9 protein-coding genes are annotated in these 17,646 nt (G+C 43.4%); all 9 read left to right on the top strand.

All coding sequences use genetic code 11. The annotated features are described in order from the left end of the window. Positions 1-1,064: 1,064 nt before the first annotated feature. Entirely contained in the window at positions 1,065-4,160 is a 3,096-nt protein-coding gene (locus tag NQ564_RS09860) for a SusC/RagA family TonB-linked outer membrane protein (protein ID WP_008150662.1), read from the top strand. 29 nt (positions 4,161-4,189) lie between these two features. Next, entirely contained in the window at positions 4,190-5,803 is a 1,614-nt protein-coding gene (locus NQ564_RS09855) for a RagB/SusD family nutrient uptake outer membrane protein (protein ID WP_008155240.1), read from the top strand. A 185-nt stretch (positions 5,804-5,988) separates the two neighbouring features. After that, on the top strand, positions 5,989-7,266 hold the full coding sequence (locus NQ564_RS09850) for an alpha/beta hydrolase family protein (protein WP_008150658.1): 1,278 nt from the start codon (positions 5,989-5,991) through the stop codon (positions 7,264-7,266). 158 nt (positions 7,267-7,424) lie between these two features. Continuing rightward, positions 7,425-10,343 (top strand): glycoside hydrolase family 2 TIM barrel-domain containing protein, encoded by a 2,919-nt coding sequence (locus NQ564_RS09845; protein ID WP_008150655.1) that lies wholly within the window; start codon positions 7,425-7,427, stop codon positions 10,341-10,343. 33 nt (positions 10,344-10,376) lie between these two features. Then, positions 10,377-11,417, top strand: coding sequence for a glycoside hydrolase family protein (locus NQ564_RS09840; protein WP_008150653.1), 1,041 nt, complete (start codon positions 10,377-10,379; stop codon positions 11,415-11,417). Between the two features lie 23 nt (positions 11,418-11,440). Further along, positions 11,441-12,826, top strand: a complete 1,386-nt coding sequence (locus NQ564_RS09835; protein WP_008150652.1) for a sulfatase family protein — start codon at positions 11,441-11,443, stop codon at positions 12,824-12,826. A gap of 77 nt (positions 12,827-12,903) precedes the next feature. Then, entirely contained in the window at positions 12,904-14,850 is a 1,947-nt protein-coding gene (locus NQ564_RS09830; RefSeq protein ID WP_129650070.1) for an ABC-F family ATP-binding cassette domain-containing protein, read from the top strand. A gap of 353 nt (positions 14,851-15,203) precedes the next feature. Further along, on the top strand, positions 15,204-16,370 hold the full coding sequence (gene nagA, locus NQ564_RS09825; protein WP_008155248.1) for an N-acetylglucosamine-6-phosphate deacetylase: 1,167 nt from the start codon (positions 15,204-15,206) through the stop codon (positions 16,368-16,370). 18 nt (positions 16,371-16,388) lie between these two features. Beyond that, a complete protein-coding gene (gene nagA / locus NQ564_RS09820; protein WP_008150642.1) occupies positions 16,389-17,549 on the top strand; it encodes an N-acetylglucosamine-6-phosphate deacetylase in 1,161 nt (386 codons plus the stop codon). Positions 17,550-17,646: the final 97 nt, after the last annotated feature.

Below are 17,646 nucleotides of genomic sequence, written 5' to 3'. Positions count from 1 at the left end.
GTTTAATAATAGTTAGATATAATAGGCTTTAAGAGGACCTGTTTTCTTCTACAGCTCACACTTACTTGCTTATTTTTTAGTAATTAGAGCCAAAGTTTATGCTTGCATATACGTAGTTCTTGTAGGACTAAGACTTATTGTAAAAAATATAAAGATGTATAAGCAAAAAGGAGGGATTTTTGTATGAAGTTCTTGTAGGACTATGATTAAGTTATACGAATTTGTACTGGAACATCAGAATTTATCAGCCAGTCCATAGCAAAATCTCTTGGGAGTAAATTTGATTTTCTCGGTGGTTGGTATATTGATGTTAGTAAGTCGTGTGGTCTATGATTATCAACCGGACAGTATACAATTATCAGCCAATAAATAGGATTGCTTTAATATGTAGATAGTTTTGTGTTATTATTCTGGTTATTAGTTGTTTGCATATTTGGAGGCGCTTGTGGGGAAAAGCGGGCAATCATATAACAAATTAAATTATTGATTAGAGTCTATTCTATAGATATTAGATATATACAATAAGTATAAAGAAAAAAGCCGGAAAATTTGATAGGCTTAGAAAATAACACTCGAATACACTTAGTTGTTAATTAACATTTCAAGATGTGTACTTGATTAAAATATTTGAGAACTTCGGAACATGTATGAAACAAACCGTAGATTCATACATCTTGTACAATACTATCATATTGTCGAATTTTCAAAGGATTTAGGGCGGAATATAGAAGTAGTAGAAGAAAATGACGATTAATATTGTTTGTATTAGTAAAATATTTTAATATATTTGTCTCGATGTATAAAAACGGCATTAAAATACATTCAAGAGTATTCTTGCTAATTTTTTCTAAAAAAAACATGCATGATAATAAATAAATGTATTACATTTGCCATGTCAAAGGACGTAGTCCTACAAGAACTATGTCTTCATTTATATGGCGAATTTATGATATATGTTAGAAATCATACCATGAATGTATAAAGTCTATAAGTCAGGTGTTTATCACCTCCTTGGATCTTATTCATATAGTGACTATTATTATTAAACAAAAAACTATTTTAGTATGTTGAAAATCGCAAGACCTGTTAGCTTCCTGCTGCTGTTTGCTGCATTTTGTTCTGCTGGAACAACGTATGCATCGGATATGACGGCAACTCCCAAAGTTGGCATTTCTCAGCAACAGAAAAGTTTGAAGGGAACAGTTAATGATGTATTAGGCCCAGTTGCTGGTGCATCAGTAGTAGTAAAAGGTACTACAAATGGTACAGTTACCGACCTGGATGGCAATTTTGTTTTGGAAGTGAATAACGGTGATGTTATTCAAGTCTCTTTTATTGGCTATATCACACAAGAAATCAAGTACACAGGACAAGCTACTTTAGCTGTAAATCTGGTGGAGGATACCCAAAAGCTAGAAGAGGTTGTGGTTGTAGGGTATGGTACACAAAAGAAGGTAAATATGACTGGGGCTGTAGCCCAAGTTGATAGCAAAATGTTGGAAAGTCGTCCTGTGCAGAATGTGTCTACAGCTTTACAAGGAACTATGCCAGGGGTGACGATTACAGCTGGCCAAGGCCGACCAGGACAAGATGGCGCAACGATTCGTGTACGTGGTGTTGGAACGTTGAATACTGCTGACCCGTATATTTTGGTGGATGGTATTGAAACGAGTACGATGAACGAAGTCGATCCTAATGACATTGAAAGTATTTCTGTGTTGAAAGATGCTGCTTCTGCTGCCATTTATGGATCAAAAGCATCCAATGGTGTCATTTTGATTACAACCAAACGTGGTAAAACTGGTAAAGCTCGTATCTCTTATAATGCGAATGTAGGTTTTTCTAGTCCGACAATGATGGTTGATCGTATGAGTTCTTATGATTATGCAACTCGTCTGAATCAGGCGATGATTGATCAGGGAATGACCCCCCGTTTTGGAGATGATGTTTTGCAAAAATTCAAAGATGGAACAGATCCTCTTTATCCGAATACTGATTGGTATGATTTGGGGTATCGGACTGCGGTTCAGCATTCCCATAACGTAAATGTAAGTGGTGGTACGGAAGATGTCAAATATATGGGATCTGTCGGTTATTTATCTCAAGAGGGTATCTTGAGGAATTCTGATAGGCAGCAATTTAGCGGACGTACGAATTTGGATGTAAAGTTGACGTCGAAGTTAACGGCCCGTTTGAATTTGGCCTATATCAAGAATGATTATTCAGATCCTAACCCCAGTTATTTTGGAGGTACAGATTCGGACCAGATTATTCGTCAGTTGAATCGTATGGCTCCTTGGATAGTTGCCCGCTATGATGATGGAACTTGGGGAACTATCAGTGACGGTAGTCCGATTGCTTGGTTGGATATGGACCAGAAAATAGATACGAAAACTCAGAACTTTTCAGGTTCATTGGCACTTGACTATGAAATTATCGATGGTTTGAAGGCTACTGTGACTGGTGCTTATGTTAATGATCAGATGCATAGACGTGCATTCCAGAAAGATTATATGTATAATGCGACTTTCCCCTCTCAACAGAGTCAATTGAATGAGAGATTTGAAGGTTGGCATCGTGCGACGTTTGATGCTTTATTAAACTACGATAAACAATTCGGAGATCATGGCTTAAAGGCTTTAGCCGGTTGGCATACTGAAAAATATAGCTTTTATAGAAATGATATGGAGCGTAAAAATTTCCCGAATAACGATTTGGATGATATGAATGCAGGTGATGCATCAACTCAGAAAAATGAGGGATATCGTCGTGAATTGGCTATGATTTCTTGGTTTGGTCGTGTTAATTACGATTATGCTGGTAAATATTTATTAGAGGCCAATATTCGTGCAGATGCATCTTCCCGTTTTGCTGATGGTAATCGTTGGGGATATTTCCCATCCTTCTCTGCTGCTTGGCGTATGAGTGAAGAAGGGTTCATGGAAAACACGAAAGATTGGTTGAATAATTTGAAGGTTCGTGGTTCATGGGGATTATTGGGTAATCAGGATGCATTAGACGATTATTATCCTTGGATGAATACTTATCAATTGGATGCTACCTATCCATTTGGTGGATCTTTAAATTCTGGTTTTTATCAGAAATATTATAAACTGCAGACAATCTCTTGGGAAAAAGCTCGTACATGGGGATTGGGTTTAGATGCAACGATCAATAATAAGATTAATTTAACAGTAGATTATTACGACAGAAAAACAACTGGTATTATCATGGATGTTTCTGTTCCGAAAGAATTCGCTTTGGAACCGTATAAAGATAATGTGGGTGAAATGCTGAATCGTGGTGTCGAAGTTATTCTAAGCTATAACAATAAATGGGGTGACTGGTCATTCGGTGCAACAGCTAATTTCTCTTACAATAAAAATAAATTGTTGGATTTAGGTGGAGTTCCTTCCATGGCAGATCCGAACAATGGTAATATGTACAGAGCAGTTGGAGAACGTGTGAACTCTTATTACATGTATCGTACAGACGGTTTCTTCAGTTCTGATGCAGAAGCTAAAGCATGGATGGATAAATATTCAGGACAGTCCGGTTATCCTTTTGGAACTGCAGAATTTAAAGGAGGGGATGTAATTGTTCAGGACGTAAATGGTGATGGTAAGATTACGGAAGCAGACCGTGATTTTTGTGGTTCGGCTGATCCTTCATGGGCTTATGGCTTGAATTTGAATGTTGGTTGGAAAGGCTTTGATCTTTCAATGCTGTTTACGGGAGCTGCCGGTGGACATATTTATTTGACAAATGACGGTATTGGATATTTCAAAGGTGATGATTCTCATCCGGCATCTGTTTGGTTGGATGCTTGGACTCCTGACAATCAGGATGCAAAGATGCCTCGTATTGCTTACGATACAAAGTCTCCAAGTCTAAACTATACGACAGATTTCTTCTTGCAGAACACAAGTTACTTGCGTATGAAAAATTTGCAGTTTGGTTATACATTCCAACAGTCTTGGTTGAAAAAATTAGGTGTACAGAATTTGCGTGTATATTATTCGGCTGAAAATCTGTTTACTATCCATAATATGCTCGTCAATTTTGATCCGGAAACTCCGCCTACTTCTGGTCAAGGAGAACGTGGTTCTAACTACCCGTTATCGCAAGTTCATTCGTTTGGTGTGAACTTGACATTCTAAACAATATTAATGACTTAAGGTAAATTAAGATGAAACGATTATTTTTATATATGTTGACAGGAATGTCATTGATGGGTGTAACTTCCTGTTCTGATTTTTTGGATACAGTTCCGCATGATGCGCTTTCTCCTTCTACAACATGGAAAACGGAAGATGACGCACAAAAATTTTTGGTTGGTTGTTATGATGGTTGGGCAGACCCGACGCAACTTGTATATTTGGATTGTGGTTCGGATATCGGCTATAACAATTTCGAATGGGAGGAGTGGAAAACGATTGGAAATGGTAGTATGAGTGCTGCTGCCTCGGTTTACGATATGTATAAATTCGATATAATTCGCCGTTGTAATACTTTTTTGGAAAATATCGAAAATATCGAATTTGAAGATGATGCGAAGAAAAACGATATGATTGCTCAGGTTCGAACAATCCGTGCTTACCAATATTTTGATAAGAACTGGTGGTATGGTGGAATTCCTATTATTAGCAATTATGAAACAGCAGAAGAAGCTCAGGTTCCACGTAATACAGAGGAAGAAGTAAAAAAATTCGTTTATGATGAATTGGATGCTGCTATTCCTTTGTTGAAAGATGCTCCTTCTTCAAGAGGTTATATTGCTAAAGGGACAGCTTTAGCAATAAAGATGCGTTCTGCTTTGTATTATGGTGATTATGATCGTGCAAAGGCTACTGCTCAAGCTATTATGGACTTGGGACAATATGAGTTGGATTCTAATTATTCCAATCTGTTTACAGTTGCTGGTCAAGGATCAAAAGAGATTATAGCATCGGTTCAACGTATTGAGAACTTGAAAACTTTTGGAGTTATCGGTCAGATGTATAATAATGCAGATGCAGGATGGTCTTCTATTGTTCCGACACAAAAACTGATAGATATGTATGAAATGGATAACGGTTTGACAAAGGAAGAAGCTGGAACTTATTATGATCCCGCTCATCCTTTTGCTCATCGAGATCCACGAATGGCAATGACGGTTATTTTTCCTGGACAAGATTGGAATGGAAGAATATTTAATACGTTGGATAAGCAGATTAACGGAGAGGATAACAAAGATTTTCCGGGTGGAGCTGATAATGCATCTAAAACAGCTTTGACTTGGTATAAGTATTTGGGACCTAAATCTCAGTATTCCGATATGTGGAACACAAATGCTTGCCCGATTATTTTCCGCTATGCAGAAGTCCTTTTAACTTATGCAGAAGCAGAGAACGAGTTGAACGGTCCGTCGGCTATTGTTTATGATTTGTTGGATCAAGTTCGTTTACGTGCAGGACATAAAGCTGTGGATCGGAGTAAATATGGCACACAAGCGACATTGCGTGAGTTGATTCGCCGTGAACGTACAATAGAATTTGCTGGTGAAGGATTAAGACGTGCCGATATTTTACGTTGGAAAGACGAAAGCGGTAAAATGATCGCAGAAAAAGTCTTGAACGGAAAGTTGACTCGTATTGTTGGTACGGTGGACTATAATGGTACTGATCCTTATACTCGTGCAACGATTACTGGAACAGACGAGTTTATTGAAAATCGTAGTTTTAAAGTAACGAATCGTTATTTGCCTATTCCACAGAAGGCACGGGATGCAAATCCTAACTTGGAACAAAATGACGGTTATTAATTTTTTAATTTCTAATTAAGTAAAATCCACTTCAAAAAGTCTGAAAATCGTATCTTTATTCTTCCATGAAGAATAAACAAGAAATCGATATTTAAGACTTTTTGAAGTGGATTTTTTATTTGTTTAAAGGCTTAACTAGTGAATTACAATTATTTTTATTGTAGATCAATATAAAAAGACATGATATGAGAACCTATATATTAATTCTAAGTCTCTTATTAATAGCTTGTATTGTTAAAGGACAAGCTATAATAGAAGGTATAAGTTATGATGAATCAAAAGTTCCGAATTACGTCTTACCAGATGTTTTAACTTGTAATGATGGGAGTAAAGTTACGACTGTTGCTGAGTGGGAGAAAAAAAGACGCCCTGAAGTGTTAGAGTATTTTTATTCTCAAGAATACGGTCGAACTCCAAAAGAAACAATTGCTGTTACATATGAAAAATTAACAGAGAATCCCAATGATATGGGAGGAAGAGCTACCAGTAAGCAGGTTCGTTTTAAGTTTACGAATGGAAAAAATGTTGTAGAAGCAATATTATTAGTGTATATTCCAAATAAGCGGAAAGGAAAAGTTCCTGTTTTTGTTGGATATAATTTTAAAGGAAACCATAGTACAACACTTGATACAACTGTACTTTATTCACCTTCATTTTCTTTAGTGAAAGCTCCTGACCATCCAGATTGGCAGCGTGGAAACCAAATGAATCGTTGGTGTTATGATAAAATTATTGATAGAGGATATGCTGTTGCTACGATGTGCTACCATGATATTTTTCCGGATAAACTTGGGTTGATAAAGCACAGTGTTTCTTCTCTGTTTCCAACATATGATCCTAATTCAACTGCATTAGATGAGTGGAAAGCTATTGGAGTTTGGGCGTGGGGTTCCAGTCGTATTGTTGATTATTTAGAAACACAGGATTGGGTTGATCTTGAAAAGATTGCTATAATGGGGCATTCTCGACAAGGGAAAGCTGCGCTATGGGCAGGTGCTCAGGATACCCGTTTTAAAGTTGTCATATCTAATGACTCAGGTTGTGGTGGAGCTGCTCTTTCCAAGAGAGTGTATGGTGAAAATATAGCTCGAATAGTTAAAATTTTTCCTCATTGGTTTTGTCCTGCTTTTGAACAATATGCTGATAACGAGGATAAATTACCTTTTGATCAGCATGAGTTGTTAGCCCTGATTGCACCTCGGCATGTGTATGTTGCCAGTGCTGTGGGTGATCTTTGGGCAGACCCTAAAGGTGAGTTTTTATCGGTCTATCATGCAGGGCCAGTTTATGAACTTTATGGTCTTTCCGGATTAGGAACAAATATAATGCCTGATATTCATCAGCCAATCATGACAGATGTTGGCTATCATATACGTGCAGGAGAGCATGATGTAACAGATTATGATTGGGAACGTTTTATGGATTTTTGTGATATGCATTTTAAGATAGTAAAAAGAAAGTAGTAATACCCCAAGTGTTAATGATTACATTTAAATGAAAGTTGAAAGCTCTTGGCCTTGTGGATTTATAAAAAGAGGAGGGATAGAATCCCTTTGTTGTCCTGATTTTACAGAGTTCTTGATTTTTTGTAAATTAAATTTACGAAGTAGTATAAAATTTAATGATCTTTATTGATGTGAAACGAATTAATTTTTTCTTGTTCTTTTTCTTGTATATAGGACTAAGTTCTTGTTCCCCTTCTTCTTCCGGCCGGGAAATCCTGGATATGAATACCGATTGGGCTTTTTATCGGGGGGATGTGGAAGAGGGGAGACGGGCGGATTTGGATGATTCCGGATGGATGCCTGTTGCCTTGCCTCATATCATGCAACTGGAAACGAAACATTGTGGCGGGAACTCCATTTATGACGGGGTCGGTTGGTATCGCCGTTATTTCAAACTGCCTGCAAAATATAAGGATAAACGGGTCGTCGTCTCCTTTGAAGGAGTGATGACGAATTGCGATGTTTATCTGAACGGTCAAAAAGTGACGGAACATCATGGCGGTTATATGGGATTTGTCGCAGACCTTACGGACCGTATTGATTGGAACGGTAATAATGTGCTGGCTATCCGGGTCTCTGCCGAACCGGATCCACTGACACCTCCGGGAAAGCCGCAGGACAAGATGGACTTCTATTATTATAGCGGAATTTATCGGGATGTCCGGATGGTGATTACTGACAAAGTATATATCACCGACCCGTTACAGGAAAATATTGTTGCCGGCGGAGGTCAGTTTGTGACATTTCCTGAAGTAACGAAAGACAAGGCGAGGACACATCTTGCGACCCATATTCGGAATTTGACGGATAAAGATCAAACATTGTCCGTTATCTCGCAACTGGTCGATTCTGTTGGCCATGTCGTTGCAGAGGCTGAAACACCAGTAACCTTGCAAAAGCAATCGGACGGGACGGTGGAGCAGGATCTCATTGTCGATCGACCTGCATTATGGCATCCTTATACGCCTAATCTCTACACCTTGCATACACAGTTATTATCGGAAAATAAAGTCCTCGATGAAACCACCCGGAAAATCGGTATTCGTACTATCCGGTACACGGCCGAGGACGGGTTCTTTATCAATGGGGAAAAATTGTATATGCGTGGAGCTAACCGCCACCAGGCTTTTGCCAATGTCGGGGATGCAGCCTCCAACTCGATGCAGGTTCGGGATGTGATCGACCTGAAACGGGGAGGTTATAATGCGGTTCGCGCCGCCCATTATCCGAATGACCCGGCTTTCTTGGAAGCATGTGACGAGTATGGACTGTTAGTGGTGGAGTGTATTCCCGGATGGCAGTTCTATAATCCGGATTCCACCTTTATTAAACGTCTGTATGAAATCGGACGCCAGATGATCCGTCGTGACCGGAATCATCCATCTGTCGTTCTTTGGGAAACGGCTTTGAACGAATCCCGTTATCCGGTCTCTTTGGCAAAAGAGATTTTCGAACTGTCTCATGCCGAATATCCGGGCGACCAGATGTATACGGCAGGCGATTATTTCGGACATGCGGAGATGGAGCCTTATTATGATGTCTTTTATAAACAGGTTTCCAAATTTCCGAAAGACGGAGATGTGATGAGTAATTATCCGGAAGATTTTATAGCGATCAAGCCGTTGTTTACCCGTGAATGGGGAGATGGCGTGGGCGAAAAGCCGCGGGTCAGCCTGAAAGAAAGCGAGCAGGAGCAGATGCGCCAGTGCCGTAGCCGTATCGAGCAATTGAACGGTAAAGGCTATTTTGACTGGTGTATGTTGGATGCCAATCCGCATATGGGCGGACATTTCGTTTGGAGCTACAATGACTATGCGCGGGGTAGCCAGGATGAAACGATGTATAGCGGTGTGGTGGATATCAACCGGTATCCGAAATTCAGCTATTTCATGTTACAGAGTATGCGGGACAAGGCGGTTTCGCAACTGGGATTGTATGAAGGACCGATGGTCTTTATCGCTTCTTATAATGCTTCGGGTGATTTCGCCTCGTCAACGACGGATTTGACAGTATTCTCCAACTGCGACGAGGTTCGTCTGTACCGTAATGGAAAACTGATCGGAACTCAGACGCGGGCAGAACGGACTCCGCTGTATCGTTCGGTTGTTGAGAAGGGAGGCAGTCCTGTATTCGTTTTTAATGCCGGGGAATATGAAGCCGGGACATTAAAAGCGGAAGCGTTGGTGGGTGGAAAGGTTGTTGCGACCCACAATGTGAGCACTCCGGAACAAGCTGATCGTCTGGTTGTGGATATCAAGACGGATGGTATTGTCCCTGTTGCCGACGGTTCGGATATGATCCCTGTCTACTTTAAGGTCTGTGATAAGAATGGTTCTTTGGTTTACAACTCCGGACAGGAAATCCGGATTCAGGTGTCAGGCGAAGGGGTATTGGTCGGAGATACGATCAGCCGTATCGGTATCAATCCTCAGAAGGTAGAAGGAGGTGTTGGTTTCGTATTTGTCCGCACGACGAAGAAAGCTGGTAAGATTACGGTGAGAGCGACAGCAGAGGGTTTATCTTCCGGTGAAGCGGAAATCAGTACGAAACCGTTTGAAGGAAAGTATCTGCCCGATGGAAAGCATGCCCTGTTTACCGGAAAGGAAGAAGACAATGTCGTGGTGAAACCTTCTTCCTGGCAGAAGCGTATTTTGGAGAAATCTCGCCTGAAAATAGCTTCGGTTCAGGTTGGAAGCAGCCAGGACGGGTATCCGGCTTCCAATATAATCGACAATGACGATCATACCTGGTGGATTGCCGGAGAAGACCGGTTGCCTCAGGTGGTCACTTTGGCACTGGACCGTCCGACGTACGTGGCTGCCAGCCGTATCCTTTTTCAGAAAGACAGTTCTTCTTATAAGCATAAAGTGGAGACTTCTGAGGATGGAGAACGGTGGGAACTCCTGTATGAACGCGAATGTACGGGGTGGGAGTTCAAACCGATGACGGTCGACCGGGAAGTGAAATATGTCCGCCTGACAATCGAGAATGTTTCCGAAGGACGTGCCGGCCTGGGGGAAATCTCGCTCTATTAATAAATAATTGTATAATAGTCTAATCAGAATAGCATGAAAAGAATCTTATTTATGTTGGCAGTCCTGTTTTACGGGACAAGCCTTTTTGCACAGGACAAGCCGTTCGACATTGAACATGCGCCGGCTCCTTTGTTTCGTTGTCCGATCCATGACGGTCCTACCGACCCGACGCTCGAATGGAATGAGGAGCGGCAGGAATGGTGGATGTTCTATACACAACGCCGTGCCAATGTCCCTAACTTACAGGAAGTGGCCTGTGTCTATGGTAGTAAAGTCGGGATCGCGGCTACCAAGAACAACGGTAAAAACTGGTATTATGTCGGAACGGCGAACCTGCCGGAACCCATGCAGGGACAGAGCACCTTCTGGGCTCCCGATGTGTTCAAGCATGAGGACACTTATTACATGATCGTGACCTTTATCCCCGGTATCCATCCTTTTTGGGGAGGCGATGCCCGGCTTGTCTTTTATAAGAGCAAGGACCTGATGAATTGGGACCTGGTGGAGGAAATAGAGGGTACTCATGGCTGTATTGATGCTTCGGCGTTCCAGATGCCGGACGGGACATGGAAGATGTGGTATAAAACTCCTGACTCCAAAACGAATACAGGGGTGAGTAAGGATCTGACAACTTGGAAGGTAACCGGCAAATGCGAGATTGACGATGTCCCGCACGAAGGGCCGGTTGTCTTTTATTGGAAAAATAAATACTGGAACATCATCGATGAATGCAATTTAGGATATGTCGGTTTGCATTGTTATGAATCGGATGATGCGACAAACTGGACCTATAATTCGACGATCCTGAATAAGCCAGGTCTCCGTCCGGACGATTTCGACCAGGGAAGGCATTGTGATGTCGTTGTGATTGGTGACCGTGCTTTTATCTTCTACTTCACCCACCCGGGACGAACATACAAGATGGACGGTATCGAAGTGGAAGAAAACACTTGGAACTATCATCGTGCCTCTATCCAGATTGCCGAGCTGGAATATGTGGATGGAAAGATTGTCTGCGACCGGGATAAGTATGCAAAGAAAGTCCCGTCGCCTATTGAGAGAAAGGAAAAGTAAAGGACGGATAAGGAAAATATAGGATGAAAATCGATCATTTGTTAGTGGTCTCCTTGGGGACAATTGTTGGATTGACAGCTTGTTCCTCCGACCAGAAAGAAGAGGTGCGGAAGCCGAACATCCTGATTCTGCTCGCCGACGATGCCGGATATGCGGATTTTGGATTTATGGGGTCGGCAGATATCCAGACACCTAACATAGACCGCCTGGCAGCCGAAGGGCGTATCTTTACGGATGCTCATGTAGCGGCGACAGTGAGCAGTCCTTCACGCTCCATGATGCTGACGGGCCGCTACGGACAACGCTATGGATATGAATGTAACCTGGATAAGCCGGGAGACGGCATTCCTGACGATGAAGAATTGCTTCCGGCTTTGTTGAAACGGTATGGCTATCGTACGGGCTGCATCGGAAAATGGCATTTGGGATCCGAACCTTCCCAGCGTCCGAATGCGAAAGGCTTCGATACGTTCTATGGGCTTTTGGCCGGCCATCGCTCTTATTTCTATGATCCTGAAACCAGTGATAAGGATGGGAACCTGCAACAATATCAGTATAACGGGCAGAAATTGTCTTTTGATGGTTACTTTACTGATGAGCTGGCTTCTAAGGCTCGGCAGTTTGTTGCGGAAAGCGAGCAGCCTTTTATGTTGTACATGTCCTTTACTGCTCCTCATTCTCCCAATGAAGCGGCGGAAGAAGACTTGGCGCGTTTCGAAGGACAGCCCCGTCAGAAGTATGCGGCTATGATGTATGCGTTGGATCGTGGTGTCGGTAAAATCGTGGATGAGCTGAAAGCGGCGGGCAAGTTCGATGATACGATCATATTCTTTTTGAGCGACAATGGCGGTTCCACGACAAACCAGTCGTCAAACCTTCCGTTGAAAGGGTTTAAGGGAAATAAGTTTGAAGGCGGACAGCGGGTACCGTTTTTTGTTGTTTGGGGAGATCGTTTCAAACGGGATCAGCGTTTCACAGGGCTGACTTCTTCGCTGGATATTTTTGCCACGGTAGTGGATGCGTTGGATATTCCGGAAGAAGGGTTGCATAAACCGGTTGACGGCGTCTCCCTGTTGCCGTATCTTTCCGGGGAAAAATCCGGCAATCCGCATGAAGCCTTATTCTGGCGAAAGATGGATACGCGGGCCGTCCGCTCCGGTTCGTACAAGTTGATCATTACTCGCGGAGTCGATTCCGTCCTGTATAATATGGATCAGGATGTGGAAGAAATGCACGACCTTTTATCATCCGAACCGGAAAAAGCACAAGAACTCATGGAGCAATTGAGCGAATGGGAACAGACCTGCTGCAAAGATCCCCTTTGGATAGAAGAAGGCTGGGCCGAAATCACAAACGGCCTGCATGAACGTTTGATGAAAAACGAGATAAGGACGGCACAGGATCTTTGATAAAAAAAGCCTCGGTATAAAGTCGAGGCTTTTTTTATGGATAAATTGTATCTTTGCAACCATAAAAGAGAAAAAATATGATTTCTGTTGAAGGACTTACAGTTGAGTTTGGCGGGTTTACGCTTTTTGATGATGTTTCGTTTGTGGTAAATAAGAAGGATCGTATTGCACTGGTGGGCAAGAACGGTGCGGGAAAATCGACGATGCTGAAAATCTTTTCCGGATTGCAGTCGCCTACATCCGGTTCGATCAGTGTACCGAAGGAGACGACGATCGGCTATCTTCCCCAGCAGATGAAACTGGCGGATACTCAGACGGTGCGCGAAGAGGCGGAACATGCCTTCGAGCATATCCATGAGATGGAAAAAGAGATAGAACGACTGAACCAGCAACTGGCTGAGCGGACCGACTACGAAACGGAATCGTATCAAAACCTCATAGACCGTGTCACGCATCTGACGGAACATTTCCAGATGATGGGTGGAAACAATTATCATGCCGAATTGGAGCGGACATTGATCGGTCTGGGATTTAGCCGGGAAGATTTCGACCGGCCGACCTCTGAGTTCAGTGGGGGATGGCGTATGCGTATCGAGCTTGCCAAGCTTCTGCTCCGCAAGCCGGATGTTCTGTTGCTGGACGAGCCGACCAACCATTTGGATATCGAGTCCATCCAATGGCTTGAAAACTTCATAGCAACACGTGCTAATGCGGTGATCCTGGTTTCACATGACCGGGCGTTTATCGATAACACGACTTTCCGTACGATAGAGATAGAACTTGGGAAGATTTATGATTATAAGGTAAAATATTCCGAATATGTGGAGTTGCGTAAAGAGCGCCGCGAACAACAGCTTCGTGCCTTTGAAAACCAGCAGAAGAAATTGGCCGATACGGAGGCTTTCATCGAGCGTTTCCGTTATAAGGCGACTAAATCCGTGCAGGTGCAATCCCGTATCAAACAATTGGAAAAGATCGAACGCATCGAAGTGGACGAAGTGGATACGGCTATGTTGAGCCTGAAATTCCCTCCGGCCCCCCGTTCCGGTTCCTATCCTGTAATAGCGGAAGATGTAGCCAAGCGCTATGGCGACCATCTGATTTTCGAACATGCCACTTTTACCATTAACCGTGGAGATAAAGTCGCTTTTGTCGGCAAGAATGGCGAAGGTAAGTCCACATTGGTCAAATGCATAATGGGAGAGATCACCGACTTTACTGGAAAGCTTCAGTTGGGGCATAATGTGAAGATCGGCTATTTTGCACAGAACCAGGCACAGCTGTTGGATGAGAATATGACCGTTTTCGATACGATCGATTACGTTGCGCAGGGGGATATCCGTCTGAAGATACGGGATATACTGGGAGCTTTCATGTTCGGTGGAGAAGCATCGGACAAGAAAGTGAAGGTGTTGTCCGGTGGAGAAAAGACCCGTCTGGCCATGATCCGCCTGTTGCTGGAACCGGTGAACCTGTTGATTCTTGATGAGCCGACCAACCATTTGGACATGCGTTCGAAGGATGTGCTGAAAGATGCTTTGAAAGAGTTCGATGGTACGGTTATCGTCGTTTCGCATGACCGTGAATTCCTGGATGGACTGGTAGATAAGGTCTATGAATTCGGAAATAAACGGGTTATCGAGCATTTGGGTGGTATTTATGATTTCCTGGAACATAAAAAAATGGATAGTTTGCGTGAATTGGAACGTTCCACCCAGGTTACAGTCTCTATGGAAGGAACCGTTTCGGAACCGACTCGAAACAAGCTCTCTTATGAAGCCCGCAAGGAACAAAGCAAAGCAATCAAGAAGGTTGAAAAAGCGATAGCCGAATCCGAAAAGAAAATCACGGAGCTCGAAAGCTCTATTGCAGCTATCGAGGCCAAGCTGGCCACTCCGAAAGGGGCGGCAGATGTTTCCTTATACACCGAATATTCAGATTTGAAGAAGAACCTTTCCGACACGATGGATCTTTGGGCGGAACAGACGATGGAACTGGAAGAACTGAATGCTGCTAACAGTTAGCGGCCAATTCTTGGCAGATACGAAATTCGCAACTGTATTTCAAGCTGAAAATAAGGATACTATAATCCGAATTAATGAATATCGATACAGGTATTTATGGATGTTACTACCATTCTTTTACCTTTTGCCCTTGGTCGAAAAGGCTTTTGACAATTGTCGAAAAGGTTTTTGACCAAGGGCAAAAGTCTTTTCGGCCAAGGGCAAAAGGGCAATGATGGGGCTGTCTGACAATAGAAGCATGGCGGTTGATGGTTTAAAAGTAAATATTAACGCTTGATTTTTAACTCTCTTTAGAAAATCTTTCTACCTTTGTCTACTTAAAAACTAAAAAACACAAACTTAATTCTTGCGCTATGTTAACTCAGATTATAAATGGCAAGATCCTTACCCCACAGGGCTGGTTGAAAGACGGTTCTGTTCTGATAAGCGATAATAAGATTTTGGAAGTGACTAACTGCGATCTGGCAGTGGTAGGAGCCACTTTGATAGACGCTAAAGGTATGTATATCGTGCCGGGCGGAGTAGAAATTCATGTTCACGGTGGTGGAGGCCGTGATTTTATGGAAGGTTCCGAAGAGGCCTTCCGTGTTGCAATTGCCGCCCATATGCAACATGGTACGACCAGTATTTTCCCGACACTGTCGTCTTCGACCATCCCGATGATTCGCGAAGCAGCTGCAACGACTGAGAAGTTGATGGCGGAAAAAGACAGTCCTGTCTTGGGACTTCATCTGGAAGGACATTACTTCAATATGAAGATGGCCGGCGGCCAGTTGCCGGAAAATATCAAGAATCCGGATCCGGAAGAATACATCCCTCTGTTGGAAGAAACCCATTGTATCAAGCGTTGGGATGCCGCTCCTGAATTGCCGGGTGCCATGCAGTTCGGTAAATATATCACATCGAAGGGTGTATTGGCATCTGTCGGTCATACGCAAGCCGAATACGAAGATATCCAGACTGCTTATGAAGCTGGATATACGCATGCCACACACTTCTACAACGCAATGCCCGGTTTCCACAAACGTCGCGAATATAAATATGAAGGTACAGTTGAGAGTATTTATCTGATCGACGACATGACGGTCGAGGTGGTGGCTGACGGTATCCATGTGCCTCCTACGATTCTCCGTCTGGTTTATAAGATCAAAGGTGTGGAACGGACTTGTCTGATCACCGATGCGTTGGCTTGTGCCGCAAGTGACAGCCAGACGGCGTTCGACCCGCGTGTAATCATCGAAGACGGCGTTTGCAAGCTGGCTGACCGTTCTGCTCTTGCTGGTAGCGTTGCGACTATGGACCGCTTGATCCGTACGGTCGTCCAGAAAGCAGAGATTCCCTTGGAAGATGCCGTTCGCATGGCTTCCGAAACCCCGGCGCGCATCATGGGCGTTTACGACCGTAAGGGTTCTTTGCAACGAGGTAAGGATGCGGATATCCAGATTCTGGATAAGGACTTGAATGTCCGTGCTGTTTGGGCGATGGGTAAATTAGTGGAAGGAACGAATAAACTGTTTTAAGGAAAATCGAAGAATAACATGCTGACACAAATAATAAATGGCCAGATTCTTACCCCTCAGGGATGGTTGAAGGACGGCTCCGTATTGATTAGCGACGGGAAGATTTTGGAAGTGACAAATAGTGACTTGGCTGTTATCGGGGCCAAAGTGGTTGATGCCAAGGGGATGTACATCGTCCCCGGTTTCGTAGCCATGAACGTGCACGGTGGTGGAGGTCACGATTTTAAGGAATGCACAGAAGAAGCCTTCCATAGCGCGATAGCTGCTCATATGAAGCATGGTGCGACAACTCTTTTCCCCACTTTGTCATCTTCTCCTAAAGAATTGATATGCAAAGCTGTCTCTATCTGTGAGAAGCTTATGGCGGAAAAGGATGGTCCTGTGTTGGGACTTCATGTGGAGGGACCGTATTTGAATACGAAGATGGCCGGTAACTTATACGATGTGAAAGATCCGGACGAGGAAGAATACAGGTCTATTCTGGAAAGCACGAACTGTATTAAGCGTTGGGATGCCAGTCCTGAATTGCCGGGTGCGCATGATTTCGCCCGTTATCTCAGGTCGAAAGATATCCTGGCAGCCATTACACATACGGAAGCTGAATTCGGGGATATCAAAGAGGCTTATGCGGCTGGTTTTACTCATGCTGCCCAGTTCTACAATGCAATGCCCGGTTTCCACAAGCGTCGTGAGTATAAATACGAAGGAACGGTGGAAAGTGTTTTCCTGATGGACAATATGACGGTGGAAGTGATTGCCGACGGTAAACATTTGCCTTCTACGATCCTTCGTCTGGTGTATAAGCTGAAAGGGGTGGAACGCACGTGCCTGGTAACCGATGCGCTGTCTTATGCCGCGAGCGATGTGAAACCGGCTGAAGGTTCACGTATTATCATTGAGGATGGCGTCTGCAAGTTGGCCGACCATTCTTCGCTTGCCGGGAGTATTGCCACGATGGATGTGCTGGTTCGTACGATGGTTCAAAAAGCCAATATCCCGTTGGCCGATGCTGTCCGCATGGCTTCCGAAACTCCGGCACGCCTGATGGGGGTATCCGACCGTACAGGTACGTTGCAGCGTGGAAAAGATGCCGATATCATCATCCTGGACCGCAATCTGGCTGTCCGTGCCGTTTGGTCGATGGGACATCTGGTTCCAGCTGCCAATACGCTGTTTTAAAGAAATATGAACCGTAAATGCAGATTTATCGATGTGAAACCTGGATGGCATGATTATGCAAAATAATTGTCATTCCGTAGGGGCAGGGCTCTGCTCT

The sequence above is a fragment of the Parabacteroides johnsonii DSM 18315 genome, assembly GCF_025151045.1.
Taxonomy (GTDB): domain Bacteria; phylum Bacteroidota; class Bacteroidia; order Bacteroidales; family Tannerellaceae; genus Parabacteroides; species Parabacteroides johnsonii.
Note: the sequence above shows the minus strand (reverse complement) of the source record. Positions and strands in the feature narration are given on the sequence as shown.

Coding starts and splice junctions, on each gene's coding strand:
- NQ564_RS09840 (WP_008150653.1), top strand. CDS start 10,377: ATGAAAAGAATCTTATTTATGTTGGCAGTCCTGTTTTACGGGACAAGC.
- nagA (WP_008155248.1), top strand. CDS start 15,204: ATGTTAACTCAGATTATAAATGGCAAGATCCTTACCCCACAGGGCTGG.
- NQ564_RS09855 (WP_008155240.1), top strand. CDS start 4,190: ATGAAACGATTATTTTTATATATGTTGACAGGAATGTCATTGATGGGT.
- NQ564_RS09845 (WP_008150655.1), top strand. CDS start 7,425: ATGATCTTTATTGATGTGAAACGAATTAATTTTTTCTTGTTCTTTTTC.
- NQ564_RS09850 (WP_008150658.1), top strand. CDS start 5,989: ATGAGAACCTATATATTAATTCTAAGTCTCTTATTAATAGCTTGTATT.
- NQ564_RS09830 (WP_129650070.1), top strand. CDS start 12,904: ATGATTTCTGTTGAAGGACTTACAGTTGAGTTTGGCGGGTTTACGCTT.
- NQ564_RS09835 (WP_008150652.1), top strand. CDS start 11,441: ATGAAAATCGATCATTTGTTAGTGGTCTCCTTGGGGACAATTGTTGGA.
- nagA (WP_008150642.1), top strand. CDS start 16,389: ATGCTGACACAAATAATAAATGGCCAGATTCTTACCCCTCAGGGATGG.
- NQ564_RS09860 (WP_008150662.1), top strand. CDS start 1,065: ATGTTGAAAATCGCAAGACCTGTTAGCTTCCTGCTGCTGTTTGCTGCA.